Below are 23,418 nucleotides of genomic sequence, written 5' to 3'. Positions count from 1 at the left end.
GAGAACGGATCTGACCCCGTGCGGCGAGGGTATCCACGCATGGCGTGGATCTACCCTCGCGGTCTACTGCGCGAGGGCACCAGCGCGAACGTATCCACGGCCAGCTTCTCGGCATGGTTAAGCCACGCACGGATCTCCAGATCATCCACTTCGTGGTCCAGCCCGAAGGACACGTTGATCTTGCCGTTGGCATCGGGTTGCACCCATTGCTGGGCCAGCACCACCTTGCGCTGCGAAGACACCGCCTCGATCCAGAAGCCGCGATCCGGCCGTGTGCTCGCCACCAGCTGTAACATGTACTGCCCGGCGCGGGTGCGGCGTCCCTTCTGGGTGATCATGTGCGCTTGGCGCACGCTCGGGCGCGGGCCCTGGAACGCGTCCAGCGGTGCATCCACGGCGATGCCGCCACGCAGGTCGTCATCGCGGTACAGCTTGATGCCGTTGTCGCGGTTGACGAGCAGGGCACACCAGTCACCATCGGCCGAGCCATCCTCGAACGCGGTGCAGCGATCGACGTAGGCCAGGGTGTTGTCCGGGTCGGCATCATCGAACTGGCGCGAGGTGTTTTCCAGGTACACCGACTTCAGGCCCCAGTCCTTGTCGTACTCCAGCAGCACCGGCGGCTGTACGTGCTGCAGGCCGACCACCACCTGGTCGTCGCCATCGATCTTCAGCTCGCGGGTCGGTTCGCCCAACCACAGCGAACGGGCGAAGGCCAGGTACTGGGGATAGTCACGCCCGCCTTCCCGGCGCGCGGCCACGCTGGCGCTTGGCGCGCGCTTCTCGTCCAGCAGCGAACGGCCGAAGCCCATGGTCTGCAGGTTCGGGTCGAGCAGGCTGAGCAGGGTGGCACCCGAATCCAGCGTCGAGCCGTTCTCCGCCGCCAGCTGGCGTGGTGCCACGCCATCACCGAGGAACAGCAGCAGGTTCTCGCGCTGCTGCTTGGCCAGCACGTGGCTGAGGTCGTTGGGCATCGCCAGGTGGTCGGAGGCGATCACGATCAGGGTGTCCTTGCCGTACGGGCTGGCCTGGATGCGCTGCACCAGCTGCGAGATCAGGCGGTCGCTGCACTTGAGTGCGTTGAGCAGGCCGATGTTGCCGTACGGGCTCTGGTAGCGCTCGCCTTTGCACGACACCGGCAGGTGACCGGCCGGGTGATGGGTATCCATGGTCAGCGTGGTCAGCATGAATGGCGCACCGGCGCGCGAGAGCTGTTCGAAGCGCTGGTAAGCGGTATCCAGCAGCACATCGTCGTGCACGCCCCAGGCCGAGTAGTGGATGCGGCCGATCTTCTTCTGCTGCTTGAACCAGGCCAGGTCATGCACTTCATCGAAGCCGTGGCTGGCCAGGAACTGGCCCTTGCCGGCGAACTGGCCGTTGGCGCCGCCCAGGTAGTGATTGGTATAGCCCTGCTGTTTCAGGTAGTCGCCCAGGCACACCGCCTTGGGCAGGAAGCTGCCCATGCGGTCCATGCTGTTCTCATCGCCCTGCGAGGTGGTCAGTGGCACGCCGCACATCGATGACACCAGGCCGGCGATGGTCCAGCCGCTGCCTTCGGCCGAGGCCAGCCCACGCACGTCCAGCGACTTCGCGGCCAAGCGGTTGAGGTTGGGCATCAGGCCCGGAAACACCGCTTCATCCAGATACGTGCGCTCCAGGCTTTCGCCGTAGATCCACACGATGTTGCGCGGGCGCTGCAGTGGCTGCGTCGGCACCTGGTATTCGGGGGCGATGCGGGCGAAGTCGACCGGACGCAGCTGCTGGTACAGACGCTGCCCATCGTGGGCCAGCGGGCTGATCATGATCGTGGCCACCCACACCGCAGCGAAGCCGGCGAACCAGGCACTGCCGTGGCCGGGCCGGCGCCAGCGCTTCACCCGCGTGGCGAACAGCGGCAGCAGCGAGACCAGCACCAGCACGATGAAACCGGCGATATAGCCCTTGAAGTCGGAGACACCGGCGCCTTCCATGTCTGCGCGCAGGTGGTACAGGGTGGCCGCGTTGAGCCCATCACCGGACAGTTTGTCGATCAACCACCATGCGCTGAGCATGAGCAGCAGCAGCGAGAACGAACCCGCCTTCCACCACACCCATCTATCGGAGGCGAGGAACAGCCAGCACAGCAGCAACAACGACAACAACAGTATCCAGAGCATAGGCAGCTTCGGCAGCGACGGGGTGGTGGTGACGGACGTCGTACCGACGCGTGTCCATCCGACCGACGCTGCCGCAAGCACATTCACGTGACAGGCCGATGACCCGATAGTGCATGCGCGAACCTGACTGAAATGTTTGTTGAAATGACGCGCGCGTAGTTGCGCTCAGAAGGTAAAACGAGCGTGAAAGGCTTCGTTGGATTGCATTAAAAACCGCATGAATGCGCGGCTTTCGGTGGATGCATCAGCGGTGCCCGCGTTCTTCGCGTGCGCGTGCGCGACGGTCGAACAGCAATGCGCTGGTGACGATGCCCAGCCCCAGCACCACGCCGATCAACAGCAGTACCAGTGCGATGAGTGGATAGCCGAACAGGTGCCAGCCGGTATCGATCTTCATCATCATTGCGGCGGCCATGATCAATGCCGCGCTGATGATGCCGGCCGCCACACGGTTGGCGATCTTCTGCAGGTTTTCCATCAAGCGTGATTCCTCCAGCCCGGTCACCTTCATCTGCAGGCGGTTCTCGGCCAGCAGCGCCATGATGTCCGACAGCTTGCGCGGCCCGTCGCGCAGCAGCTGCTGCAGCTCCATCGCTTCGCTGGCGATGTTGGCCGCCGACAGTGATTTCTTCAGCCGTGCACGCATCACGTGCTGCAGCTGGCGTTCGACGATGCGGCGCGTTTCCAGCTCCGGCGCCAGCAGCCGGCAAACCGTTTCCAGGTTGAGCAGGGCCTTGCCGACCAGGCTCAGCTCCGGCGGTGTGCGCAGGCCACAGGCGGTGGCGATGCGTACCATGTCCAGCACCACGCGCCCCTCGGAGAAGCTGCCACTGGCGGCATAGCGCGCGATCAGCTGGCCGGTCTCGCGCAGGTAGCGTTCTTCGTCGAACGCTTCCAGCCGCGTGCTGATGCTGATCAGGTCATCGGCTACTTCCTCGCCGCGGCCATCGACGGCCGCGAACAGGATCTTCAGCAGGCGCTCGCGCAGGCGCGGCGGCATGTGCGCGACCATCCCCAGGTCGAAGATCGCCAGGCGGCCATCGGGCATCACCCGCAGGTTGCCGGGATGCGGATCGGCATGGATCTCGCCGTGCACGAAGATCTGATCGAGATAGCCGCGGATCAGCGCGGCCGCCAGCGGGTCCATCGATTGTTCGGTACGGCGCACGCCGGGAATCGCATCCACGCGCACGCCGGTGGCCAGTTCCATGGTCAGCACGCGCTGGCTGCTGTAATCCCAGATCGGCTGCGGTACCCACAGCCGACGGAACGGCTTGAGGTGGCGGCCGAAGCGGGACAGATTCTCGGCTTCGGCGTGGTAATCCAGCTCCTGCATCAGGGTTTTGGCGAATTCGTTGAGCCAGTCGCGCAGGCGCACGCGGCGGCCGACCTGGGTCAGGTGGTCGGCAGCCAGCGCGAAGCTGCGCAGGGCTTCAAGGTCCGAGCGCACCTGCGCAGCCACCTCGGGCTTCTGTACCTTCACCGCCACCTGGCGACCATCGTGCAGCACCGCGCGATGCACCTGCGCGAGCGATGCGCATCCCAGCGGCTCGGGATCGAACGCGGCAAACAGCTTGTTCACCGGTGCGCCCAGTTCCTGCTCGACGATGGCATGGATGCGCTCGACCGGGATCTCGGCGACCTTTTCCTGCATGCGCTCAAGCGCTGTGGCGAATTCCACCGGCACCATGTCCGGGCGCGTGGACAGCATCTGGCCCAGCTTGACGAAGGTTGGCCCGAGTGCCTCCAGGTCGCTGACGAACTGTTCCGGGTTGCCGTCGGCGGGCACCTCGACCTGGTTTCTGGCGGCATCCAGGTTCATGCCGGAGAACACGCCCGAGTGGCGGTAGCGCATCAGCAGGCGCAGGATCTGGCTGCGCCGGTTCATGCCTTTGACCAGCGGAGGATTGCCAGCGGCGGTAGGCGGATTGCTCAAGCGACACTCCTTGCAGGCATTGGCCGGTAGCGCCGGGCCATGGCCGGCGGAACGGGATCACCGCCCCAGTCTGGCCGGGGCACGGTAGGCGCACAGTGAACCCCACGGCTACCGCAGAGACCGGCGGATCGGTCAGAATCCGCCCATTCCCTCTCTTGGACGCCCCATGGCCGGTGCCAGCCTGTTCGCCCTGCTCGACGATATCGCCTCCCTGCTCGATGACGTTTCGGTGCTGACCAAGGTCGCAGCGAAGAAGACGGCAGGTGTGCTGGGTGACGACCTGGCGCTGAACGCGCAGCAGGTGACCGGGGTCAACGCCAGCCGCGAACTACCGGTGGTGTGGGCAGTGGCCAAGGGCTCGCTGGTGAACAAGGTGATCCTGGTACCGGCGGCACTGGCGATCAGCGCGCTGGAGGCGTGGCTGCACAGCCGCGGCTGGAACGTGCCGCTGATCGTGCCGCTGATGATGATCGGTGGTGCCTTCCTGTGCTTTGAGGGCGTGGAGAAGCTTGCACACCGGTTCCTGCATTCATCCGACAATGATGCCGAGCGCCAGGCCGAACGCCGCAAGGCGCTGGCCGATGCACAGGTGGACATGGTGGCGTGGGAGAAGGACAAGGTGAAGGGCGCCATCCGCACCGACTTCATCCTCTCGGCCGAGATCATCGTGCTGACCCTGGGCGTGGTGGCGACGGCGTCGTTCACCAACCAGGTGATCACCCTGGCGGTGGTGGCGCTGGCGATGACGGTCTTCGTCTATGGGCTGGTGGCGGGCATCGTCAAGCTCGACGACGTCGGCCTGTACCTGTCGCGCAAGGGCGGCGCCATTGCAGCCTTCGGTCGCGGCCTGGTCGCGTCTGCGCCGTGGCTGATGAAGTTCCTGTCGGTGGCCGGCACCATTGCCATGTTCCTGGTCGGCGGCGGCATCCTGGTCCACAACATACCGGCGCTGCACCACGGGGTGCAGGCGCTGGGCGGCGAGGGGTCATGGGGCTGGCTGATCAGCGCCGCCGCCAACATGGTGGTGGGCATCATCGCCGGTGCCATCGTGCTGGCAGCGGTGACCGGGTTCCAGAAGTTGCGCGGGAAGTAAGCGCTGGCGGGTTGCCCCGTAGAGGCCGACCTTGGTCGGCGCTTTGTTTCCTGCGCGTGCCAACCAAGGTTGGCACCTACTGAAGCTGTTTCCGGTGTACGGGGGAACTACCCCGCCTGCACCCGGTTCTTGCCCTGCCGCTTGGCCGCATACAGTGCATCGTCCGCCCGCCGCAGCAGGGCCTCGGTGTCATCGCCAGGCTGCCATTGCGCCAACCCGGCACTGAAGTGGACCGGCACGCGTCTGTCCTGCACGGTCAGCACGCGGTGCGCCAGTGATCGCTGCAGGCGCTGCACAGTGGCCATGCTGTCGGCGGCCTGGGTTTCCGGCAGCACCAGCACGAATTCGTCACCGCCCAGCCGCGCGATGCCATCGGTGGCGCGCAGCAGCAGCTTGCAGACGGCCACCAGGTGCTGCAACAACGCGTCGCCGCCGGCATGGCCATGCGCATCATTGGTCTGGTGGAAATCATCCAGGTCGATGACCGCCAGGGCCAACGGTGAATGGTTGCGCGCCGCACGCGCCAGCTCGCGCTGAAGCAGTTCATCCAGGCCACGGCGGTTCAGGGCCTGGGTCAGCGGGTCGATGCGGGCCAGGTCACCGGCGGCACGCAGCTCCTGCTCCAGTTCGGAAATGCGCTGTTCGGCCCGCTCCACCTCCTGGCGCGCGTTGGCCAGATGGTCGCGCGCCTGCGCGGCCTGCTGTTGCACCTTGCCGGTGTCGCGCATCACGTCCTGCAGCAGCTGATTGAGGTCGGCGATGCTGCGCGCCTCGCGCAGCTGCAGGGCGTAGCTACCGATGCGGTCGTGGTACTCGCCGGTGCTGGTGGCCATGCCATCCATGCGCTCGATGAATTCGCCCATCAACCCGCGCATCGCGGCCTTCGAATCGTCGATGCCCTGGCGCAGCAGGCCCTGCTTGTAGATCACCTCACGCAGTTCGGCGCGGGTACGCTCGACCGCTTCGGCTTCCAGCGGCCCATCCAGCAGATGGCGCACCGCAGCGATCTGGCCCTGCAGCCAGCTGCGGTCGTCCAGCAGCTCGCTCACGTTCTCCAGCAGCAATGCGAACAACTCCAGCAGCAGCGCCTGCTGTTCCTGCCAGCTCTCGGCGCGCACGCCGACCTGGTGGCCGAGTTCGCGCACGCCTTGTTCGATCGGTTCCAATGCGGTGCCCGGCTGCCACTGGCGCAGGTTCATAGCCAGCGCCTGCGCCTGCTCACGCAGGTCTGGATCGTGCTGCAGCAGCGCGACCACCGCGCCGCCCAGCAGCAGTCGCAGCTGCTCGGACAGGCGCAGGCTCTCCGGTTGGCCGTCGGGCGAGTGCTGCTCGATGGTGCGGATGTACTTGTCGATCAACTGCCGCATCGCGCGCCCGTAGCGCGGCCAGTCGGCACTGGCCTGCGCCGATTGCAGGCGGTCGCCCATGTCGCCCAGCTCGCCGGGCAGGGTCGCCATGCCGTTGGCGAATGCAGCCAGCAGCGGCTCCGGTGCGTCGGCCGCGGCGAACAGCTGCTGCAGGGCCACCCCGCCGCCGCCTTGCAGGACCACGCGATCGCCCAGGCCATCGCCGACCACCGCACGCACACGTGCCTGCGGCCCAAGGGCAGTACCGGGGGCAGGGCGGTGGTCGGGCTGGTCCGTCATGGAGCAAATCCTGGAAGCTGGCAGGGACTGGTTCCAGCATATCGGCGCGGCCGCCGACGGCTTGAACGGCTAGGATGGGCGACAGGATGCCGCAGTGGAGGTGGTGATGCGCGTGATGTTGCTGGGGGCGACTGGGCTGGTCGGCGGGCAGGTTCTGCCCAGACTGCTGGACGACCCGCGCTGCAGTGCCGTGGTTGCCCCGACCCGCCGCCCGCTGGCGTTGACCCACGGGAAACTGGAGAACCCGGTGCTGGCCTTTGATGCACTGCCGGCCGCAGCCGAGTGGGCGCGCGTGGACGCGGTCATCTGCGCGCTCGGCAGCACCATTGCCCAGGCTGGCAGCCGCGAGGCCTTCCATCGCATCGATCATGACTACCCGCTGGCGTTCGCCCGCCTGGCGCAGGCGCAGGGTGCGCAGACCTATGTGCTGAACTCCGCGGCGGGCGCCAACCCGCAGTCGTCGATTTTCTACAGCCGGGTGAAGGGCGAGCTGGAGCGTGACCTGGTTGCGCTGGGTTTCGATTCGCTGACGCTGGTGCGCCCGGGCCTGATCGGAGGAAAGCGTACCGAGGTCCGCCGTGGCGAGCGTCTTGCGCTGACAGTGCTGGGCGTACTGGGTCCGGTGCTGCCGCGGGCGTGGCGGATCAATCCTGCGGGCGAGATTGCCAAGGCGCTGGTCGAGGCCGCATTGGCGCCGCAACCGGGCCAGCATGTAGTGGCGTCCAGCGCGCTGGTCGGCTGATGTCGCGTGCGCTGCGCCTGACCCAGCTGCTGCAGCTGCTGCGCCGTCATCGACGGCCGGTGGCCGGGCAGGCGCTGGCCGAAGCTCTGGGCATCAGCCTGCGCACGCTGTACCGCGATATCGAGACCCTGCGCGAGCAGGGCGCTGACCTGCGCGGTGAGGCCGGTGTCGGCTACCAGCTGGCGCCGAGCGATACCCTGCCGCCGATGACCCTGCCACCGGCCGAGATCGACGCGTTGGTGCTGGGCCTGCGCTGGGTCGCGGCCCGCACCGAACCGGCGTTGGCCGAGGCCGCGCGTGATGCTTTGGCGCGTATCGCGCACGTGCTACCGGCTGCACGCCGCGCGTCATTGCGCGACAGTGGACTGCGGGTTGGTCCTTCGCGCGTGGCGGCCAGGGTGCCGGCGGCGCGCCTGCAGGCGGTGCGTGAGGCTGTGGGGGCGCAGCAACGGCTGCAGTTCGGCTACCAGGACGCGCAGGGCCAACGCACGGAACGCATTGTCTGGCCGTTCGCGCTGGCCTACTTCGATGAAGTGCCGATGCTGGCGGCGTGGTGCGAAGGCCGCGAGGACTTCCGCCATTTCCGCCTGGACCGTATCCGCCAGGTACGCGCACTGCAGGATCACTACCTTGTGCCGCGCGCCACCCTGCTGCGGCGCTGGCAGAAGGCGCAGGGCATCGCACCGGACTGGCTGGACCGTTCGTAGCGTCGAGCTTGCTCGACTGCCTTTGATTTTCGCGGACAACCGTCGAGCAAGCTCGACCTCTACCCAAGCCAAAGCAACAGCCGTCGAGCGATCTCGACGCTACTGACAGAAACTGTCAGCAGGGCCGTACCACCATGGGTGCTCACAACAACGGAGCCCACCCATGTTCAAGCCCAGTACCCTGCTGCAGTACGTGCGCGACGTCGCCGCCAGCGCCACCTTCTACAGCGGCATCCTCGGCAAACCGCCGGTCGAGCAGTCACCCGGCTTCGCGCTGTTCCTGCTCGGCGATGGCGCCGCACTGGGTCTGTGGCAGCGCGACGACGTGCAACCGCCGGTGTCCGCGCAGGCCGGCGCCGCCGAACTTGCGATGGTCGTCGCCGGCCCTGACACCGTGCAGCAGATGCACGATGCGTGGCGCGCGCTGGGCGTACAGATCCTGCAGGCGCCGGTGACGCTGGAATTCGGCCACACCTTTGTCGGTGCTGATCCTGATGGCCACCGCCTGCGTGTCTACAGCCGCGCCGAAGGCATGGTTGCGCGCGATTGATCAGCGCGCATTGTGTAGATCCACGCCAGGCGTGGATGCGGGCACAAAAAAACGCCGGGCAATGCCCGGCGCTTTTCCAGTTCATGTGCCAACCAACGGTTGGCACCCACCCAATCAGCTGGATCAGCTGGCCAACGCCAGGTCGTCCATCATCGCGCGCAGGAAGCGTGCGGCTTCGCCGCCAGTGGCGGCGCGGTGGTCGAAGGTGACCGACAGCGGGATCACCTTGTGCGCTTCCACGCCGCCCATTACCGGGGTCATCTGGTGGCGGGCACGGCCGGCACCGACGATGGCCACACACGGCGGCACCACGACCGGAGTCGCGTAGCGGCCGGCGAACATGCCGAAGTTGGACAGCGAGATGGTGTAGCCGCTCAGTTCCGAGGCGGCGATCGAACGCGATTCAACCTGCTCGCGCAGGCGGTTGACGCCCTCGCGGATGCCACGTGCATCGAGCATGTCGGCATTGCGCAGGGCCGGCACGAACAGGCCGTCGTCGGTGTCCACCGCGATGCCGATGTCGACCTGCGCATGCAGGGTACGGGTCAGCGCTTCGCCGTCGAACCAGGCATTCATCGCCGGCACCTTCTGTGCGGCGACCACGATCGAACGCACCAGGCGCGCGGTGACGTCGTTACCCGGCAGCCAGGCATGGATGTCGGCGTCGTCGTTCAGCGTGGTCGGCACGACCTTGCTGTGCGCATCGGCCATCACCCGTGCCATGTTGCGGCGCACGCCCTTCAGCGGTTCCGGCTGGCCCTTGGCGACCACGCCCGGCGGCTGGGTGCGCATCGGCTTGCCGGCGGCGGACAGCGGGGTGCGGGCTTCGCTCTGCACCGGCGCGGAGACCTGTGCGGGGGCGGGTGCGGCATAGGCGGCAGCGGCAGCCGGGGCAGGCGCCGCGCCGAGCTTGGCGGTGCCGTTCGCGGCGGCCTGCTTGACGTCCGCCATGGTCACTGCGCCATCGGTGCCGGTGGCACGCACGCGGCTCAGGTCCACGCCCAGCTTGCGGGCGGTGGCACGCACGGCCGGTACGGCCTTGACGCCACCGACGGCCAGCGCCTGTTCGGCGTGCACGGCGTTGGAGCTCTGCATCGCGCCGACCACGGTACCGGCGTCATCTCGCTCGGCAGCTGCCGGCTTGGCTTCTTCGGCGGCAACCGGAGCGGCCGCGGTGGGCAGCGGCGGCGGCGTCGGTGCTGCCGCCGGTGCGGCGTGGCCGTGGCTGTGGCCGGTGTCCTGGCCATCGGCACGCTGCGGCAGGTTCGGGTCCAGCGCAAAGCTGGCCAGCACCGAGCCGGTCGGGATGATGTCGCCGGCCGCGCCGGACAGCTTCAGCACCGTGCCGGAGAACGGCGAGGGCACTTCCACGACGGCCTTGGCGGTCTCCATCGAGACCAGCGGCTCGTCCAGCTTGATCACATCGCCTTCCTTGACGAACCACTCGACGATGGTCGCGTCCGGCAGGCCTTCACCCAGGTCGGGCAGGTTGAAGTTCTTGGTCTGGCTCATTTGCAGTTCTCTTCCAGCAGTTCCAGTTCGCGGGCCGGCAGCCAACCCGTCGCGCCATTGGCGCGCTCGGACCACCACCACCCACCGTGTTCGTGATGAAGCTTCACCATCTCGCCGCTTTCCACATCCAGCTCGCGGGCGTCGTAGTCGCACAGGGCTTCGGCGCGACCCTCGTCCAGCAGCTGCAACCAGGCGACGGGCGCCCATCCAGCGCGCCCATCGTTGGTGCGTACCCAGGCAAACGCCGGCCATTCCTCGTCACGAACACCTACTTCGACGATCTGGCCGGTGTGGAACCGGAGCGGGTTGGGATATTGGCTGCGGTAAGCCCCGAGAAGGCGGGCCCGCATGTCAGCCCGCCGCCACCGCGCGCTTGGCCGCGGTCACGATCCGGTCCACGCTGGGCAGGTACTTCATTTCCAGGCGGAACAGCGGAATGTGGGTGTCGTAGCCGGTGACGCGCTCGACCGGTGCCAGCAGGTCGTAGATCGATTCCTCGGCCAGGCGCGCGGCGATCTCGGCGCCGAAGCCGGCAGTCTTCGGAGCCTCCTGCACGATCACGCAGCGGCCGGTCTTGGCCACCGATTCGGCGATGGTGGCGAAATCCAGCGGACGCAGCGTGGCCACGTCGATGACTTCGGCACTGATGCCTTCGCCGGCCAGCTTGTCGGCCGCTTCCAGTGCTTCCTTCACCTGTGCGCCCCAGGTCACCAGGGTCACGTCGGTGCCGTCGCGCAGCACGAAGCACACGTCCAGCGGCAAGGCTTCGCCGTCATTGACGACGACTTCCTTGTACTGGCGGTAGATGCGCTTGGGCTCCATGTAGATCACCGGATCCGGTTCACGGATGGCGGCCAGCAGCAGGCCATAGGCACGCTGCGGCGAGGACGGCAGCACCACGCGCAGGCCCGGCACGTTGGTGAAGATCGCTTCGTTGGCTTCGCTGTGGTGTTCCGGCGCACGGATGCCACCGCCCCACGGCACGCGCAGCACCATCGGGCAGTGCAGGCGGCCACGGGTGCGGTAACGCAGGCGCGCGGCGTGGCAGATGATGTGGTCCACCATCGGGTACATGAAGCCGTCGAACTGGGCTTCGGCCACCGGCTTCATGCCCTGCGCGGCCAGGCCGATGGTGAGGCCGGCGATGGTGGTTTCATCCAGCGGGGTGTCCAGGATGCGGTCGGCGCCGAAGCGCTGCTGCAGGCCTGCGGTGGCGCGGAACACGCCGCCGTTGACGCCCACGTCTTCGCCCAGCACCAGCACCGACTTGTCGTGCTCCAGCTCCCAGGCCAAGGCCTGGGTGATGGCTTCGATGAGGGTGATCGGGGTGTCGGTCATGTTCTGTTCTCCGCGCGCGACGGCAGCGCTGTCGGCGGCGTTGGTGTGCGCGCTGGACGCGCCGTTCTTGATCTCATCCATGGCGCTGCTCCAGGGCGATCGCCTGGGCACGCTGCGCCAGCAGGTCCTGCGGCGGGTCGGCATAGAGGAAATCGAACATCGCCTCGACCGGCTGCACCGGCGTGTTGAGGTACAGGTTCACTTCCTCGTCCACGCGCTTGCCGCACTCGGCGGTCCAGGCCGCTTCTTCTTCCTCGCTCCACACACCGGCGTTGGTCAGGTACTTGCGCAGGCGCAGCATCGGCTCGCGCTGCCAGGCATCCTTCACTTCGGCGTCGTCGCGGTAGCGGCGTGCGTCATCGGCGGTGGTGTGGTCGGACAGGCGATAGGTCATCAGTTCCAGCACGGTGCCACCGTCGCCGGCCAGCGCACGCTCGCGCGCCTGCAGCATGGCGGCCATCACGGCGATCAGATCGTTGCCGTCCACCTGCAGGCAATGCAGGCCACCGGCCAGACCCTTCTGCGCCAGCGTCTCGGCACCGGTCTGCGCCGAACGCGGGACCGAGATGGCCCAGCCGTTGTTGACGATGCACAGGATCAGCGGCAGCTTGTAGGCACCGGCCGAATTCAGGGCAGCGTAGAAGTCGGTTTTCGAACTGCCGCCATCGCCGCACACGGCCACCGCGATCTGCGGTTCCTTGTTGAGCTTGAACTTCAGCGCGGCGCCTGCAGCGTGCAGGCACTGGGTGGAAATCGGCACGCAGAAGGGGAAGTCCTTGGCCGCATTGCCACCGTAGTCGTTGCCGCGCTCGTCGCCGCCCCAGTACATCAGCACGTCGTGCGGGCGCACGCCACGCATGAACATCGCGCCGTACTCGCGGTAGGACGGTGCGAACACGTCGTCCTTCTGCATCGAGGCGCCGATGCCCACATGCGCGGCTTCGTGGCCAAGGCAGGCCGCATAGGTGCCGAGCTTGCCGGTGCGCTGCAGCGCGATCGACTTGCCGTCGAACACGCGCACGAACAGCATCTGCTTGAACATCGGCAGCAGTGCGCGCGGGTCGCGCAGGGCTTCGGGCAGGTCATCGCGGACGAGCGTGCCGTCCGTGTCCAGATACTGCAGGTATTCGATCTTGAACTCAGCGGCAACCGTCATTGCGTACTGCACCTTCGACAGAGAAGTTACAAATGATATGAATCGCCATGTTAAGGAATGCGTACGAAATACCCTTCCTGCGGCGCAGCACGTTCCTCCCCTGTTGTACCCCGTTCCGGGGTCCGGATGCCAATAACAACAACGTATTCAGTCGTTGCTGCAAAGCATCAACGGAGGCCGCTGGCTGAGCGCCGGTGGAACGACGCAATCGGTTCCACGCGCAACGCCGGTTCCACAGGCCTGCCGCACGCCCCGGTATGGACGCAGCGGCTGCCAGCACGGCGGCAACGCGCTACCCTTGCCGCCCCCGATCTGGCCGCACCCATGTCCGTCGACAACAACCAACGCGATCTCGAAGCCGGCATCCACACCGATCTGCAGGGGCGCCTGACCTACGGCGGTTACCTGCGGCTGGACCAGCTGCTCAGCGCGCAGCAGCCGCTGTCCAGCCCGCCGCATCACGACGAGATGCTCTTCATCATCCAGCACCAGACCTCGGAGCTGTGGCTGAAGCTGCTCGGGCATGAACTGCGCGCGGCGATCGGCTTCCTGCAGCGCGATGAAGTCTGGCAGTGCCGCAAGGTGCTGGCGCGCAGCAAGCAGGTGCTGCGACAGCTCACCGAGCAGTGGTCGGTGCTGGAAACACTGACCCCGTCCGAGTACATGGGCTTCCGCGACGTGCTGGGCCCGTCTTCGGGCTTCCAGTCGCTGCAGTACCGCTACATCGAATTCCTGCTGGGCAACAAGAACGCGCAGATGCTGCAGGTGTTCGAGCACGACGTCGCCGGCCAGGCGCAGCTGCGCACCGTACTGGAGGCGCCGAGCCTATACGAGGAATTCCTGAAGTACCTGGCCCGCTTCGGCCATGCCGTCCCGGCGGTGTATGAGGCCCACGACTGGACCCAGCCGCATGTGGCTGACGACGCACTGCAGCCGGTCTTTGAACGTATCTACCAGGACACCGACCGCTACTGGCGCGAGTATTCGCTGTGCGAGGACCTGGTCGACCTGGAGACCGCCTTCCAGCTGTGGCGGTTCCGCCACATGCGCACGGTGATGCGGGTGATCGGCTTCAAGCGCGGCACCGGCGGCTCTTCCGGCGTGGGCTTCCTGGCCAAGGCACTGGAACTGACCTTCTTCCCCGAGCTGTTCCAGGTGCGCACCAGCCTGCAGGCCGCGCCCCCCGCCGATCAAGGCTGAGCCCCATTCAGCTTTCACCCCGGCCCGCGGCTGGATCGTTTCAGATGCAAGTTCAGCGAGCAGGCGGTCACCTGCCTCAAACGGCGTGTATTTGACGTGAACGCCACAAGTCGGTGATCCTCGCGCGTTGCTCCAACTGCACAGCGGACGTGCTCGTCATCCACCGAACCAGGAAACCCGCATGAGCGTAAACGCCACTGCGAACACCCCAGAGCCGGCGCTGCCGGACTTCAAGACCACGCTGGGCCATCCGCGCCCGTTGTGGATGCTGTTCATGACCGAGTTCTGGGAGCGCTTTGCGTTCTACGGCATCCGCTGGGCCTTGGTGCTGTACATCGTCTCCCAGTTCTACAGCGGCAACGCCGCCGGTGAAGGCGACGCCAGCCGCATCTACGGTGCCTACCTGGCCCTGGTGTACGCCGCGGCGATCTTCGGCGGCTACGTGGCCGACCGGGTGCTGGGGTATCAGCGTTCGATCCTGACCGGCGCGATCATCATGGCCGCCGGCCTGTTCATGATCTCGCTGCCGCAGGAGCACATCTTCAAGCTCGGCTTGGCCACGATCATCGTCGGCAACGGCCTGTTCAAGCCCAACATCTCGACCATGGTCGGCAAGTTGTACGGCCTGAAGGACGAGCGCCGCGATTCGGGCTTCACCATCTTCTACATGGGCATCAACATCGGCGCGATGATCGCCCCGGTGCTGACCGAATACCTGGCCCGCAAGGTGTTCGGCACCTCGGAAATGCCGTCGTACAAGGTCGTGTTCATCGCCTCGGGCGTGGGCATGCTGGTCTCGCTGGTGTGGTTCTACGTCGGTCGTGCAGGCCTGAAGGGCATTGGTGCACCGCCGGCCGGCGCCGAAGGTTTCGGCCGCATCATCATGGTGCTGGTCGGTGCCGTGGTCGCTATTCCGGTGGCTTACTTCCTGCTGGCCACCGGCGCCACCGCGCTGGCCTGGATCCTGGGTGCGATGTTCACCGCGCTGGCCGTGCTGCTGCTGGTCGAGGGCATCCGCGAGGGCAAGGTACAGCGCGACCGCGTGATCGCCATGCTGATCATCTTCGCGTTCAACGTGATGTTCTGGATGTTCTTCGAACAGGCCGGCAGCTCGTTCACCTTCCTGGCCGAGAACATCGTCAACCGCCAGATGGGTGACTGGACCTTCCCGACCGCGTGGTTCCAGTCGGTCAACTCGGTGGCGATCATCACCTTGGCGCCGATCATCGCCTGGATCTGGGTGGCCCTGGGCCGCGCCAATCCGTCCATCCCGCGCAAGTTCGGCTTGGGCCTGCTGTTCAACGGCGCCGCCTTCGCCCTGCTGATGTATGCGCTGTCGCAGATGGTCGTGGACGGCAAGATCCCGTTCTGGACCCTGTTCATGGTCTACGTCATCCAGTCCGTCGGCGAGCTGTGCCTGTCGCCGATCGGCCTGTCGATGGTGACCAAGCTGGCTCCGGTGCGCCTGGTCGGCTTCGGCATGGGTGGCTGGTTCCTTTCCACCGGCATCGGCAACAACCTGTCGGGCATCTTCGCCGGCGTGGTCAGTGGTGAAGGTGGCATGACGGTCGAGTCGGCCCTGAAGGGGTATACCTTCGGGTTCTGGGCCCTGATCGGTTCCGGCGTGGTGCTGTTCCTGGTCGCCCCGCTGATCAACAAGCTGATGCACGGCGTCAAGTAAATGATGAGAGGGTAGAAGGCATGCGCATGAAGCTCGGTAGTGCAGTGGTGGTGGTCTGTGCGGCGCTGGTCGGCGCCTGTTCCCAACCGCAACCGCCTGCCGTCGCCGAGCCCACGCAGCCCTTGGATACCCGACCCACCGAGCCACCGGTCGCTGACCCCAGCGAGCCGGTGGCCTCGGGCAACACCCCGGTGGCGGCGGACATCGCCGCCATCGCCGGGCTCGGCGCGCAGTTCGACCCGGCCCGCGATCCCGCCGACGATCTGGCCACCGCCAAGGTGGAAGCCCAGCGCGGCAAGAAACGCATCCTGCTCGAGGTCGGCAACGCCGCCTGCGAGCGCTGCCATGCGCTGGACGAAATCGTTGAAGGCGACGGCGATCTGCGCCGCTTCCGCGATGCCAACTATGTGTGGGTGAAGGTCAATGCCAGCGACGACCAGCCCAACAGCGCCTTCTTCGCCCAGTTCCCGGTGATGGAGCGCGATCACCCGTACCTGCTGGTGCTCGACGCCGATGGTGGCCTGCTGGTGTCCCAGCCGACTGCCGAGCTGCGCCGCGGCGAAGCATTCCAGCCCGCACGTATCAACGGCTTCCTCAAGCAATGGGCGCCCACCCGGTAGCGCCGGGCCATGCCCGGCGGATCGCTTCGCGGGGCTGCTGAGCTGGTGGCTGCCGACCGTTGGTCGGCATCGAAGCCGGGTCGCATCCACGCATCGCGCGGCTCTACTGTGGGTGCGGTCACATTCCCTGACTCGGTGACTCAACTTCACCGCGCGTTCGCCGTTACCGGCAAGGACTTCAGTCGACGCCCCGTCGATGCACCTTACCGGAACGCCCATGCACAGCGACCATGCCGAACGATTGCCCGAACCTGCCAGCGACCTGGTCGAGGCCGAGGCAGGCGAGGGCGTGACCCTGCCGCCGCAGGACGCCTTGCTGGATGACGCCGGCACCGGCAGCGATGGCATTGAACTGGCACCGCCGCGTCACCGCCTGCCGCAGATCGCGTTGCCCGACAACGTAGTGCTGAAGGGCGCGGTACAGAAGCTGGTCGAGCAGAAGTCCCGGCTCGATGCATTGGCCGCCGAGGGACAGCTGGCCGGGCTGTTGCCGCCGGAATGGCAGGGTCACGGCGTGCGTGCGATCGATCTGTCCACCTTCATCCAGGGCGTGCTGCCGTTCCTGCAGCCGGGCGAGCGTGGCGAGACCGCTCCGGCGCGCCTGCCGGTGCGTCATGTGCTCGGCGACGACAGTCGCTGGGGCCTGGAGGATGTCGCCGAACCGAAGTCGTTGGCCTGGTACCTGGCCAGTGACGAGCGCGCCACCGCCGGCAGCAAGGACGTCGCCGAGGCGTATCTGGTTGGTGCGCTGGGCCTGGCGTGGATGCAGGAAGGGCGCAGCCGTCCGGGCTTCCTGCGTGCGATGGGCCAGGACAGCCTGGCCGCACGCGTGACCATGCTCGGCTATCCGCCGGCCAACGAACTGGCGCTGTACAGCGTCACCGCGCACGGACAACCGCAGATCTGGTGCGTGCACGGCCGTCGCCGCATGCGCCCGTTGGTGGCGCCGTGGCTGAGCGTGCCGCTGCTGACGGCCTACGGCGTGCCGGCGCCGGTGCCGTGGCCGTCCAGCTTCCCGCCGGTGGAAGCCGTGGCCGAACTGCTGGCGGCAGCACGTCAGGGTCGCGCGCTGCCGGAGGTGGACCTCGGCAAGGCGGTGGCGAAGATCGCTGAAGACGCCGCGTCTGAAGCCTGGCAGCCGGTCAGCCTGCTGCAGCTCAACACCTGGTCGCCGCGCTGGCACTTCTTCCTGGGCACCTTCGTCGGCCTGCCGTCGTTGTTGCTGGTGGCTGCGGCACTGGCGCTGCCAGGGGCGGTCGAAGCCGCCACCGTCGCCGCCTCGCTCGGCTTCGCCGGAGGCGCCATCGCAGCGCTGGCAGTGCCGTGGATCCATGCACGGCGCAAGCACCTGAGCTGAAAAAGGGGACGGAGGGGATTAAGCCGCAATCAGCACGGGTGTGCTTGAAACGACTTAATCCCCTCCGTCCCCTTTTGCTTAGACGCCTTCGCCCATCCGTTCCAGGCCGTCACCGGCCAGACGCAGGATCAGCTTTTCCAGCAGTTGCTCCTCGTCCTCGCTCAGCACCGACATCAGCTTGCGGGTGATCTCGATCACCATCGGCGCGATGGTCTCGTACACCTCGAAGCCGGCGGCCGACAGCGCCAGTACCGAGCGGCGGCGGTCGTCGCCGTGGGTCTCGCGCTTGATGAAGCCGCGCTCCAGCAGGCGGGCCACGGCGCGGCTGACCGCCACCTTGTCCATCGCCGTGCGGTCGGACACCTCGCTGGCCGAAGAGCCCGGGTACAGCGCCAGGATGGTGATGACCCGCCATTCGGGAATCGCCAGACCGTAACGGTCGCCGTATAGCTTGGCGATGTTGCCGCTGACCCGGTTGGACAGCACGCTCAGCCGATAGGGCAGGAACTGTTCCAGGTCGAGCAGGACGTGCGAGGCACGCAGGCGGGTCGAGGCAGGATCGGCGGGGCTCATGTTGCGGTGCACCTTGCTGGTGGTTTCAAGTGTAACTATAAGGGGTAGGTCCAGACCCTGCATTCTCGCCGGGTCCCTACCTGCCCGCACCTGGTTTGTACCGATGCGGTACCGATTCGGAGCCACGCCATGAATACCGCAGTCCCGACCGCCTCGCACCCCAACCCCGGCATGCAGGTCACCACCTTCGAGAACCCGATGGGCATCGACGGCTTCGAGTTCGTCGAATTCGCCGCTCCGGCCGGCCGTGGCCAGGAGCTGCACGAGTACTTCCGGAAGATGGGCTTCAGCGCGGTGCTCAAGCACAAACAGCGTCCGATTACCGTCTATCGCCAGGGCGACGTCAACTTCCTGGTCAATGAAGACCCCGATTCGTTCGCTGCCGACTTCGCCGAAAAGCACGGTCCGTGCGCCTGCGGCTTCGCCATCCGCTTCAAGAAGCCGGGCCAGGAGGTCTACCAGACCGCGCTGGGCAACGGCGCCGAGGCCATCGCCTTCAAGCCGGACAGCAAGGCGGTCGGTGCGCCGGTCATCAAGGGCATCGGCGACTGCATGCTGTACCTGGTGGACCGCTACGGCGACGCCGGCAGCATCTTCGATGGCGATTACGAACTGATCGCCGGCGCAGAGCTGCGCCCGTTCGGCTTCGGCCTGACCTTCATCGACCACCTGACCCACAACCTGTATTTCGGCAACATGCAGCAGTGGTCGGATTACTACGAGCGCCTGTTCAACTTCCGCGAGATCCGTTACTTCGACATCAAGGGCCTGAAGACCGGCCTGGTGTCCAAGGCGATGACCGCCCCGGACGGCATCGTGCGCATCCCGTTGAACGAATCGTCCGATCCGAAGAGCCAGATCAACGAGTACCTGGACGCCTACAAGGGCGAGGGTATCCAGCACATCGCCTGCTTCACCGACAACATCTACGAGACCGTTGAAGCGATGCGCGCGCAGGGCGTGGACTTCCTCGACACGCCGGAGACCTACTTCGACGTGATTGACCAGCGCGTGCCGAACCACGGTGAAGACGTCGCCCGTCTGGCGAAGAACAAGATCCTGATCGACGCCGACCCGGAAACCCATCAGCGCAAGCTGCTGCAGATCTTCACCCAGAACTGCATCGGCCCGATCTTCTTCGAGATCATCCAGCGCAAGGGCAATGAAGGCTTCGGCGAAGGCAACTTCACCGCGCTGTTCGAGAGCATCGAGCGCGACCAGATCCGCCGCGGCGTGCTGTAAGGTCGTCGGTAGCGCCGGGCCAGCCCCGGCGCCTGCTCATCTGTAGAGCCGAGCCATGCTCGGCGGCTTCCCACCAGTAGAGCCGAGCCATGCTCGGCTGCCTCCCGTTCCAGCCCTGCCGTTCCCAGGAGCCCCCATGTCCAGCGCCATCACCGCCCGCGGCTACCAGTCCGGCTTCGGCAACGAATTCGCCACCGAGGCCGTTGCCGGCGCGCTGCCGGTCGGGCAGAACTCACCGCAGAAGGTGGCCCACGGCCTGTACGCCGAACAGTTGACCGGCACCGCCTTCACCGCGCCGCGTGGCAGCAATCGCCGCAGCTGGCTGTATCGGATCCGCCCGGCAGTGACCCACGGCGAGTTCACCCCGTTCGCGCAATCGCAGCTGCAGTGCGATTTCGGCGCTCAGCCGGCCTCGCCGAACCAGCTGCGCTGGAGCCCGCTGCCGCTACCGGAACTGCCGACCGACTTCGTCGAAGGCCTGTACACGATGGGCGGCAACGGTTCGCCCGATGCGCACGCCGGCGTCGGCATCCATCTCTATGCTGCCAACCGCGACATGGTCGGCCGCTACTTCTACAACGCCGATGGCGAGCTGCTGATCGTGCCGCAGCTGGGCGCGCTGCGCCTGCTGACCGAGCTGGGCGTGATCGAGATCGAGCCGCAGCAGATCGCCGTGATCCCGCGCGGCGTGCGTTTCCGCGTCGAACTGCCCGATGGCCCGAGCCGTGGTTACATCTGCGAGAACTACGGCGCGCTGCTGAAGCTGCCCGACCTGGGCCCGATCGGTTCCAACGGACTGGCCAATCCACGCGACTTCGAGACCCCGCACGCAGCGTTCGAGGACATCGACGGTGACTTCGAGCTGATCGCCAAGTTCGAGGGCCGCCTGTGGCGCGCACCGATCGATCATTCGCCGCTGGACGTGGTGGCCTGGCACGGCAACTACGCGCCGTACCGCTATGACCTGCGCCGGTTCAACACCATCGGCTCGATCAGCTACGACCATCCCGACCCGTCGATCTTCCTGGTACTGCATTCGCCGAGTGATACGCCGGGTACCAGCAACATGGACTTCGCCATCTTCCCGCCGCGCTGGCTGGTGGCGCAGAACACGTTCCGGCCGCCGTGGTTCCACCGCAACATCGCCAGCGAGTTCATGGGTCTGGTGCACGGCGCCTATGACGCCAAGGCCGAAGGCTTCGTGCCGGGTGGTGCATCGCTGCACAACTGCATGAGCGGCCACGGCCCGGACGCGCCGACCTTCGACAAGGCATCCAATGCCGATCTGTCCAAGCCGGACGTGATCAAGGACACGATGGCCTTCATGTTCGAGACCCGCGCGGTGATCCGCCCGAGCGCACAGGCATTGGCCGCCGGCCACCGTCAGGGCGACTACCAGCAGTGCTGGAACGGCCTGCGCAACAACTTCCGGTCAACCCGTTAGGTCCACGTGCACGGCATCCACGCATGGCGTGGATCTACCGCAAGGCGGTCGGGATGTGAAGCAGTAGATCCACGCCATGCGTGGATGATTGCCACGGAACCCGCGCTTACGCCACCTCGGCGAACGCGTCGCAATGTTCCAGCGGCAGCGCCTCCAGCAGGCGTTGCCGCACGCGCTGGCAATAGCCTTCCGAGGTCAGCCCGGGCAGCAGCTGCAGCGCTGACTGCAGCCTTTGCAGTACCTCTTCCTCCGCACGCGCCTGTTGCAGGTCGCGGAACAGGGCCGCCGCCTGTGGGTGGCGTTGCATCTCCAGGATGCCCAGCACGTAGATCCGTGCGGCCACCAGCGAGCGGCGACGTTCGACCGGCGTGGCTGGCGCGGCAACCGGCTCAGGTGCAGCCGGGACGGCCGTGGGTTCGGCGCCGGTGGTGGGGGAGGGGGCTGGGGCCGCAGTGACCTTGCCCGTGCTCAGATAGCCGGCCTGCACCAGCTGGATGACCATGGCCGGCGCCTCCTGACCCAGCAGGCCGGTCAGGTCGGCAATGGTGCGCTGGCCGTCGCACAGGATCAGCAGCCGGCGCTGGCGCATGTCCAGCGGCGCGCGGTGGGCCTGCAGCGCGGTTCGTGCGAGATCGGTCTTGCGCGGTTGCATGGAAGGGACAGCCAAGTCGGTGCACGCCGAGCCTGAACGAGGGCGATGAAAGGGCGATGACAATGCAGCGCCTGCACGCGCGCTGCGCTAGCGTGCAGCCACCTTCGTGCCAGGGAACCGCACCGATGAAGCATCTCCCGATTGCCGGTCTGCTGCTGTTGTCGCTCACTGCCTGCAACCGCAGTGCCGAAGCGCCGGCCGCAGCCGATGCGCCCCCACCGCCCACTGCCGCCGCCGCCGCACCGACCTCCCCCCAGGCTGATCCGGCCGCGCCAGCCGAGCCTGCTGCGGCACAGGGCCCGGCGCGATTGGACGGTTACGCCGGCGCGAAGCTGGGTGCCGGCATCGCCGAGGTCCGCAATGGCTTCGGTTCACCGCTGCAGGGGCTGGGTACCGACGCCGCCGGCAAACCGCTGCCTGCCGATGACAGCAACGAAGGGTGCTATTTCCTGCGTCCGCAAGGTGCCGAAGATCCGCGCCTGATGATCGAAGCCCGCAAGCTGGTGCGCTACGACGTGCGCAGCGCCGCCTTCACCGCACCGGGTGGCGGCAAGGTCGGCATGACCCTGGGCGAGCTGCAGCTGCTGTACCCCGAACGCGCCGACGTCGGTCCCGACAAGTACGACGAGAAGGCCCAGCACCTGCGCGTGCGCCCGGCGCGGGAGGGTGATGCGGTGATCGACTTCGCGCTCGGAGCTGACGGCCGGGTCGGTGCCTGGCGGGTCGGCCGGACCCCGCAGGTCGATTACGTGGAAGGTTGTGGCTGATCCTTGATCCACGGCCCAGCCGCGCGCGCGGGCCACGCGTAGAATCGCGCGACGACCGCTGGGGGAGTGCTCGATGATTGCTATTGCCATTGCCTGGTTCCTGCTTGGCCTGCTGCTGCTGGCGCTGGGCGGGGACTCCATCGTCAAGGCCGTGTCCGGCCTGGCCCAGCGCTTCGGCGCCAGCCCGTTCACCGCCGGGTTGCTGCTGCTTGGGGTGACCACTTCGTTGCCGGAGCTGGCGGTCAACGCGCGCGCGTTGGCGATGGGGCAACCGGAGCTGGCACTGGGCAACGCGGTGGGCAGCAGCGTGGTCAACCTGGGATTGACCCTGGCCGTGGCGGCGATCGCCGCACCGCTGCTGCTGCGTGCGCGACTGCAGACGGTGCTGTGGTGGTCGCTGCTGGCGGCCGGCGTGTTGCTGATCCTGTTCGGCCTCGATGGGCGGCTGGTGCGCTGGGAAGGCGGCGTGCTGGTGGCCGGCTTCATCGTCATGCAGGGGGTGCTGCTGCGCCGCGGCCGCAGCGAGAGCCCAGAGGTGCAGGCGGCCATCGCCGAATCCGCATTGAGCCGCACCAGCCTGCCGTTGAACGTACTGCGTGTGCTGATCGCTGCGCTGTCCCTGTACTGGGGCGCGCGCCTGGTGGTTGGCGCCGCAGCCGATTTCGGTTCCGCGCTGGGCTGGACGCCGCTGCTGGTCGGCCTGTTGCCGGTGGCGATCGGTACCGCGCTGCCGGAAGTGGCCGCCGCCATCGCTGCCGCGCGTCGCGGTTACGGCGACATGGTGCTGGGCCACGTGCTGGGCTCCAGCGCGGTCAACCTGCTGCTGGTGATCGGTGCGATGGCGGTGCTGCAGCCGCTGGCGCTACCGGCCTCGTTCGTTCGCCTGGAATTGCCGGCGCTGCTGGCCTTCGCGCTGGTGCTGTACCCGATGCTGCGCGGCGACCTGAAGATCAGCCGGGGCGAAGGTGTGATCCTGTTGGTCGCGTTCCTGGGCTGGTTGGTACTGGAACTGCTGCTGGTGGGCGCACCATCCCTGTAGCGCCTAG

The 23,418-nt window shown here is 66.9% G+C and carries 20 protein-coding genes and 1 pseudogene; 12 read left to right on the top strand and 9 right to left on the bottom strand.

Going from position 1 to position 23,418, the window contains the following annotated elements:
* Positions 1 to 50 precede the first annotated feature (50 nt).
* Both ABH900_RS05015 and ABH900_RS05010 read right to left on the bottom strand, forming a co-directional pair.
* Positions 51 to 2,156 (bottom strand): phosphoglycerol transferase I, encoded by a 2,106-nt coding sequence (locus tag ABH900_RS05015; RefSeq protein ID WP_429621804.1) that lies wholly within the window; start codon positions 2,154 to 2,156, stop codon positions 51 to 53.
* Between the two features lie 244 nt (positions 2,157 to 2,400).
* A pseudogene (locus ABH900_RS05010) lies at positions 2,401 to 4,047 on the bottom strand (ABC1 kinase family protein); the annotation flags it as partial.
* A 211-nt stretch (positions 4,048 to 4,258) separates the two neighbouring features.
* Here ABH900_RS05010 and ABH900_RS05005 point away from each other — a divergent pair.
* A complete protein-coding gene (locus tag ABH900_RS05005; RefSeq protein WP_429621803.1) occupies positions 4,259 to 5,185 on the top strand; it encodes a DUF808 domain-containing protein in 927 nt (308 codons plus the stop codon).
* A gap of 107 nt (positions 5,186 to 5,292) precedes the next feature.
* Here ABH900_RS05005 and ABH900_RS05000 read toward each other — a convergent pair whose 3' ends face one another.
* On the bottom strand, positions 5,293 to 6,831 hold the full coding sequence (locus ABH900_RS05000) for a diguanylate cyclase domain-containing protein (protein ID WP_429621802.1): 1,539 nt from the start codon (positions 6,829 to 6,831) through the stop codon (positions 5,293 to 5,295).
* A gap of 106 nt (positions 6,832 to 6,937) precedes the next feature.
* Between ABH900_RS05000 and ABH900_RS04995 the strand changes: the two genes are divergently transcribed.
* The 3 genes from ABH900_RS04995 (at position 6,938) to ABH900_RS04985 (ending at position 8,830) form a co-directional block, all read left to right on the top strand.
* Entirely contained in the window at positions 6,938 to 7,573 is a 636-nt protein-coding gene (locus ABH900_RS04995; protein WP_429621801.1) for an NAD-dependent dehydratase, read from the top strand.
* Positions 7,573 to 8,280: a helix-turn-helix transcriptional regulator gene (locus ABH900_RS04990; RefSeq protein ID WP_429621800.1), complete on the top strand. Its 708-nt coding sequence runs from the start codon at positions 7,573 to 7,575 to the stop codon at positions 8,278 to 8,280. Before ABH900_RS04995 ends, ABH900_RS04990 begins: the two co-directional genes overlap by 1 nt.
* A 163-nt stretch (positions 8,281 to 8,443) precedes the next feature.
* Positions 8,444 to 8,830 (top strand): VOC family protein, encoded by a 387-nt coding sequence (locus ABH900_RS04985; RefSeq protein WP_429621799.1) that lies wholly within the window; start codon positions 8,444 to 8,446, stop codon positions 8,828 to 8,830.
* Between the two features lie 123 nt (positions 8,831 to 8,953).
* On the opposite strand, the gene ABH900_RS04980 is transcribed toward ABH900_RS04985, so the two are convergent.
* Genes ABH900_RS04980 through pdhA form a run of 4 tightly spaced genes read right to left on the bottom strand, consistent with a single transcriptional unit; the run spans position 8,954 to position 12,836 of the window.
* Positions 8,954 to 10,342, bottom strand: a complete 1,389-nt coding sequence (locus tag ABH900_RS04980; RefSeq protein WP_429621798.1) for a dihydrolipoamide acetyltransferase family protein — start codon at positions 10,340 to 10,342, stop codon at positions 8,954 to 8,956.
* Complete coding sequence (locus ABH900_RS04975; protein ID WP_008265756.1) at positions 10,339 to 10,692, bottom strand: SH3 domain-containing protein; 354 nt, start codon at positions 10,690 to 10,692, stop codon at positions 10,339 to 10,341. Before ABH900_RS04975 ends, ABH900_RS04980 begins: the two co-directional genes overlap by 4 nt.
* 1 nt (position 10,693) lies before the next feature.
* On the bottom strand, positions 10,694 to 11,761 hold the full coding sequence (locus ABH900_RS04970) for an alpha-ketoacid dehydrogenase subunit beta (protein ID WP_429621797.1): 1,068 nt from the start codon (positions 11,759 to 11,761) through the stop codon (positions 10,694 to 10,696).
* On the bottom strand, positions 11,754 to 12,836 hold the full coding sequence (gene pdhA / locus ABH900_RS04965) for a pyruvate dehydrogenase (acetyl-transferring) E1 component subunit alpha (RefSeq protein WP_032976633.1): 1,083 nt from the start codon (positions 12,834 to 12,836) through the stop codon (positions 11,754 to 11,756). Before pdhA ends, ABH900_RS04970 begins: the two co-directional genes overlap by 8 nt.
* A gap of 324 nt (positions 12,837 to 13,160) precedes the next feature.
* Between pdhA and ABH900_RS04960 the strand changes: the two genes are divergently transcribed.
* The 4 genes from ABH900_RS04960 (at position 13,161) to ABH900_RS04945 (ending at position 17,694) form a co-directional block, all read left to right on the top strand.
* On the top strand, positions 13,161 to 14,036 hold the full coding sequence (locus ABH900_RS04960) for a tryptophan 2,3-dioxygenase (RefSeq protein ID WP_429621796.1): 876 nt from the start codon (positions 13,161 to 13,163) through the stop codon (positions 14,034 to 14,036).
* Positions 14,037 to 14,217: 181 nt separating this feature from the next.
* Entirely contained in the window at positions 14,218 to 15,717 is a 1,500-nt protein-coding gene (locus ABH900_RS04955) for a peptide MFS transporter (RefSeq protein WP_429621795.1), read from the top strand.
* A gap of 20 nt (positions 15,718 to 15,737) precedes the next feature.
* A complete protein-coding gene (locus ABH900_RS04950; RefSeq protein ID WP_429621794.1) occupies positions 15,738 to 16,337 on the top strand; it encodes a thioredoxin family protein in 600 nt (199 codons plus the stop codon).
* 217 nt (positions 16,338 to 16,554) lie between these two features.
* The gene (locus ABH900_RS04945; protein WP_429621793.1) at positions 16,555 to 17,694 is read left to right on the top strand and encodes a hypothetical protein; all 1,140 of its coding nucleotides are present in this window, start codon (positions 16,555 to 16,557) and stop codon (positions 17,692 to 17,694) included.
* A 78-nt stretch (positions 17,695 to 17,772) separates the two neighbouring features.
* On the opposite strand, the gene ABH900_RS04940 is transcribed toward ABH900_RS04945, so the two are convergent.
* Positions 17,773 to 18,267 (bottom strand): MarR family winged helix-turn-helix transcriptional regulator, encoded by a 495-nt coding sequence (locus ABH900_RS04940; protein ID WP_164138200.1) that lies wholly within the window; start codon positions 18,265 to 18,267, stop codon positions 17,773 to 17,775.
* A gap of 129 nt (positions 18,268 to 18,396) precedes the next feature.
* On the opposite strand from ABH900_RS04940, the gene hppD reads away from it, so the two are divergent.
* Together hppD and hmgA are read left to right on the top strand one after the other, a co-directional pair.
* Positions 18,397 to 19,509 (top strand): 4-hydroxyphenylpyruvate dioxygenase, encoded by a 1,113-nt coding sequence (hppD, locus tag ABH900_RS04935; RefSeq protein WP_429621792.1) that lies wholly within the window; start codon positions 18,397 to 18,399, stop codon positions 19,507 to 19,509.
* 136 nt (positions 19,510 to 19,645) lie between these two features.
* Positions 19,646 to 20,953: a homogentisate 1,2-dioxygenase gene (gene hmgA, locus ABH900_RS04930; RefSeq protein ID WP_429621791.1), complete on the top strand. Its 1,308-nt coding sequence runs from the start codon at positions 19,646 to 19,648 to the stop codon at positions 20,951 to 20,953.
* A 106-nt stretch (positions 20,954 to 21,059) separates the two neighbouring features.
* On the opposite strand, the gene ABH900_RS04925 is transcribed toward hmgA, so the two are convergent.
* Positions 21,060 to 21,605, bottom strand: a complete 546-nt coding sequence (locus tag ABH900_RS04925) for a hypothetical protein (protein WP_429621790.1) — start codon at positions 21,603 to 21,605, stop codon at positions 21,060 to 21,062.
* A 125-nt stretch (positions 21,606 to 21,730) separates the two neighbouring features.
* On the opposite strand from ABH900_RS04925, the gene ABH900_RS04920 reads away from it, so the two are divergent.
* Complete coding sequence (locus ABH900_RS04920; protein ID WP_429621789.1) at positions 21,731 to 22,372, top strand: hypothetical protein; 642 nt, start codon at positions 21,731 to 21,733, stop codon at positions 22,370 to 22,372.
* A gap of 73 nt (positions 22,373 to 22,445) precedes the next feature.
* Positions 22,446 to 23,411, top strand: a complete 966-nt coding sequence (locus tag ABH900_RS04915; protein ID WP_429621788.1) for a sodium:calcium antiporter — start codon at positions 22,446 to 22,448, stop codon at positions 23,409 to 23,411.
* The last annotated feature ends 7 nt before the right edge of the window (positions 23,412 to 23,418 follow it).

The organism is Stenotrophomonas sp. AN71, assembly GCF_050435725.1.
Taxonomy (GTDB): Bacteria; Pseudomonadota; Gammaproteobacteria; order Xanthomonadales; family Xanthomonadaceae; genus Stenotrophomonas.
The sequence above is the reverse complement of the archived record's forward strand: the minus strand, read 5'-3'. Positions and strand labels throughout refer to the sequence as shown.

Bases quoted from the DNA above. Each gene is read 5' to 3' on its own strand.
- ABH900_RS04975 (WP_008265756.1), bottom strand. From the start codon at position 10,692: ATGCGGGCCCGCCTTCTCGGGGCTTACCGCAGCCAATATCCCAACCCG.
- hppD (WP_429621792.1), top strand. From the start codon at position 18,397: ATGAATACCGCAGTCCCGACCGCCTCGCACCCCAACCCCGGCATGCAG.
- ABH900_RS05000 (WP_429621802.1), bottom strand. From the start codon at position 6,831: ATGACGGACCAGCCCGACCACCGCCCTGCCCCCGGTACTGCCCTTGGG.
- ABH900_RS04970 (WP_429621797.1), bottom strand. From the start codon at position 11,761: ATGGATGAGATCAAGAACGGCGCGTCCAGCGCGCACACCAACGCCGCC.
- ABH900_RS04915 (WP_429621788.1), top strand. From the start codon at position 22,446: ATGATTGCTATTGCCATTGCCTGGTTCCTGCTTGGCCTGCTGCTGCTG.
- ABH900_RS04960 (WP_429621796.1), top strand. From the start codon at position 13,161: ATGTCCGTCGACAACAACCAACGCGATCTCGAAGCCGGCATCCACACC.
- ABH900_RS04925 (WP_429621790.1), bottom strand. From the start codon at position 21,605: ATGCAACCGCGCAAGACCGATCTCGCACGAACCGCGCTGCAGGCCCAC.
- pdhA (WP_032976633.1), bottom strand. From the start codon at position 12,836: ATGACGGTTGCCGCTGAGTTCAAGATCGAATACCTGCAGTATCTGGAC.
- ABH900_RS04955 (WP_429621795.1), top strand. From the start codon at position 14,218: ATGAGCGTAAACGCCACTGCGAACACCCCAGAGCCGGCGCTGCCGGAC.
- ABH900_RS05005 (WP_429621803.1), top strand. From the start codon at position 4,259: ATGGCCGGTGCCAGCCTGTTCGCCCTGCTCGACGATATCGCCTCCCTG.
- ABH900_RS04945 (WP_429621793.1), top strand. From the start codon at position 16,555: ATGCACAGCGACCATGCCGAACGATTGCCCGAACCTGCCAGCGACCTG.
- hmgA (WP_429621791.1), top strand. From the start codon at position 19,646: ATGTCCAGCGCCATCACCGCCCGCGGCTACCAGTCCGGCTTCGGCAAC.
- ABH900_RS04985 (WP_429621799.1), top strand. From the start codon at position 8,444: ATGTTCAAGCCCAGTACCCTGCTGCAGTACGTGCGCGACGTCGCCGCC.
- ABH900_RS04950 (WP_429621794.1), top strand. From the start codon at position 15,738: ATGCGCATGAAGCTCGGTAGTGCAGTGGTGGTGGTCTGTGCGGCGCTG.
- ABH900_RS04995 (WP_429621801.1), top strand. From the start codon at position 6,938: ATGCGCGTGATGTTGCTGGGGGCGACTGGGCTGGTCGGCGGGCAGGTT.
- ABH900_RS05015 (WP_429621804.1), bottom strand. From the start codon at position 2,156: ATGCTCTGGATACTGTTGTTGTCGTTGTTGCTGCTGTGCTGGCTGTTC.
- ABH900_RS04990 (WP_429621800.1), top strand. From the start codon at position 7,573: ATGTCGCGTGCGCTGCGCCTGACCCAGCTGCTGCAGCTGCTGCGCCGT.
- ABH900_RS04980 (WP_429621798.1), bottom strand. From the start codon at position 10,342: ATGAGCCAGACCAAGAACTTCAACCTGCCCGACCTGGGTGAAGGCCTG.
- ABH900_RS04940 (WP_164138200.1), bottom strand. From the start codon at position 18,267: ATGAGCCCCGCCGATCCTGCCTCGACCCGCCTGCGTGCCTCGCACGTC.
- ABH900_RS04920 (WP_429621789.1), top strand. From the start codon at position 21,731: ATGAAGCATCTCCCGATTGCCGGTCTGCTGCTGTTGTCGCTCACTGCC.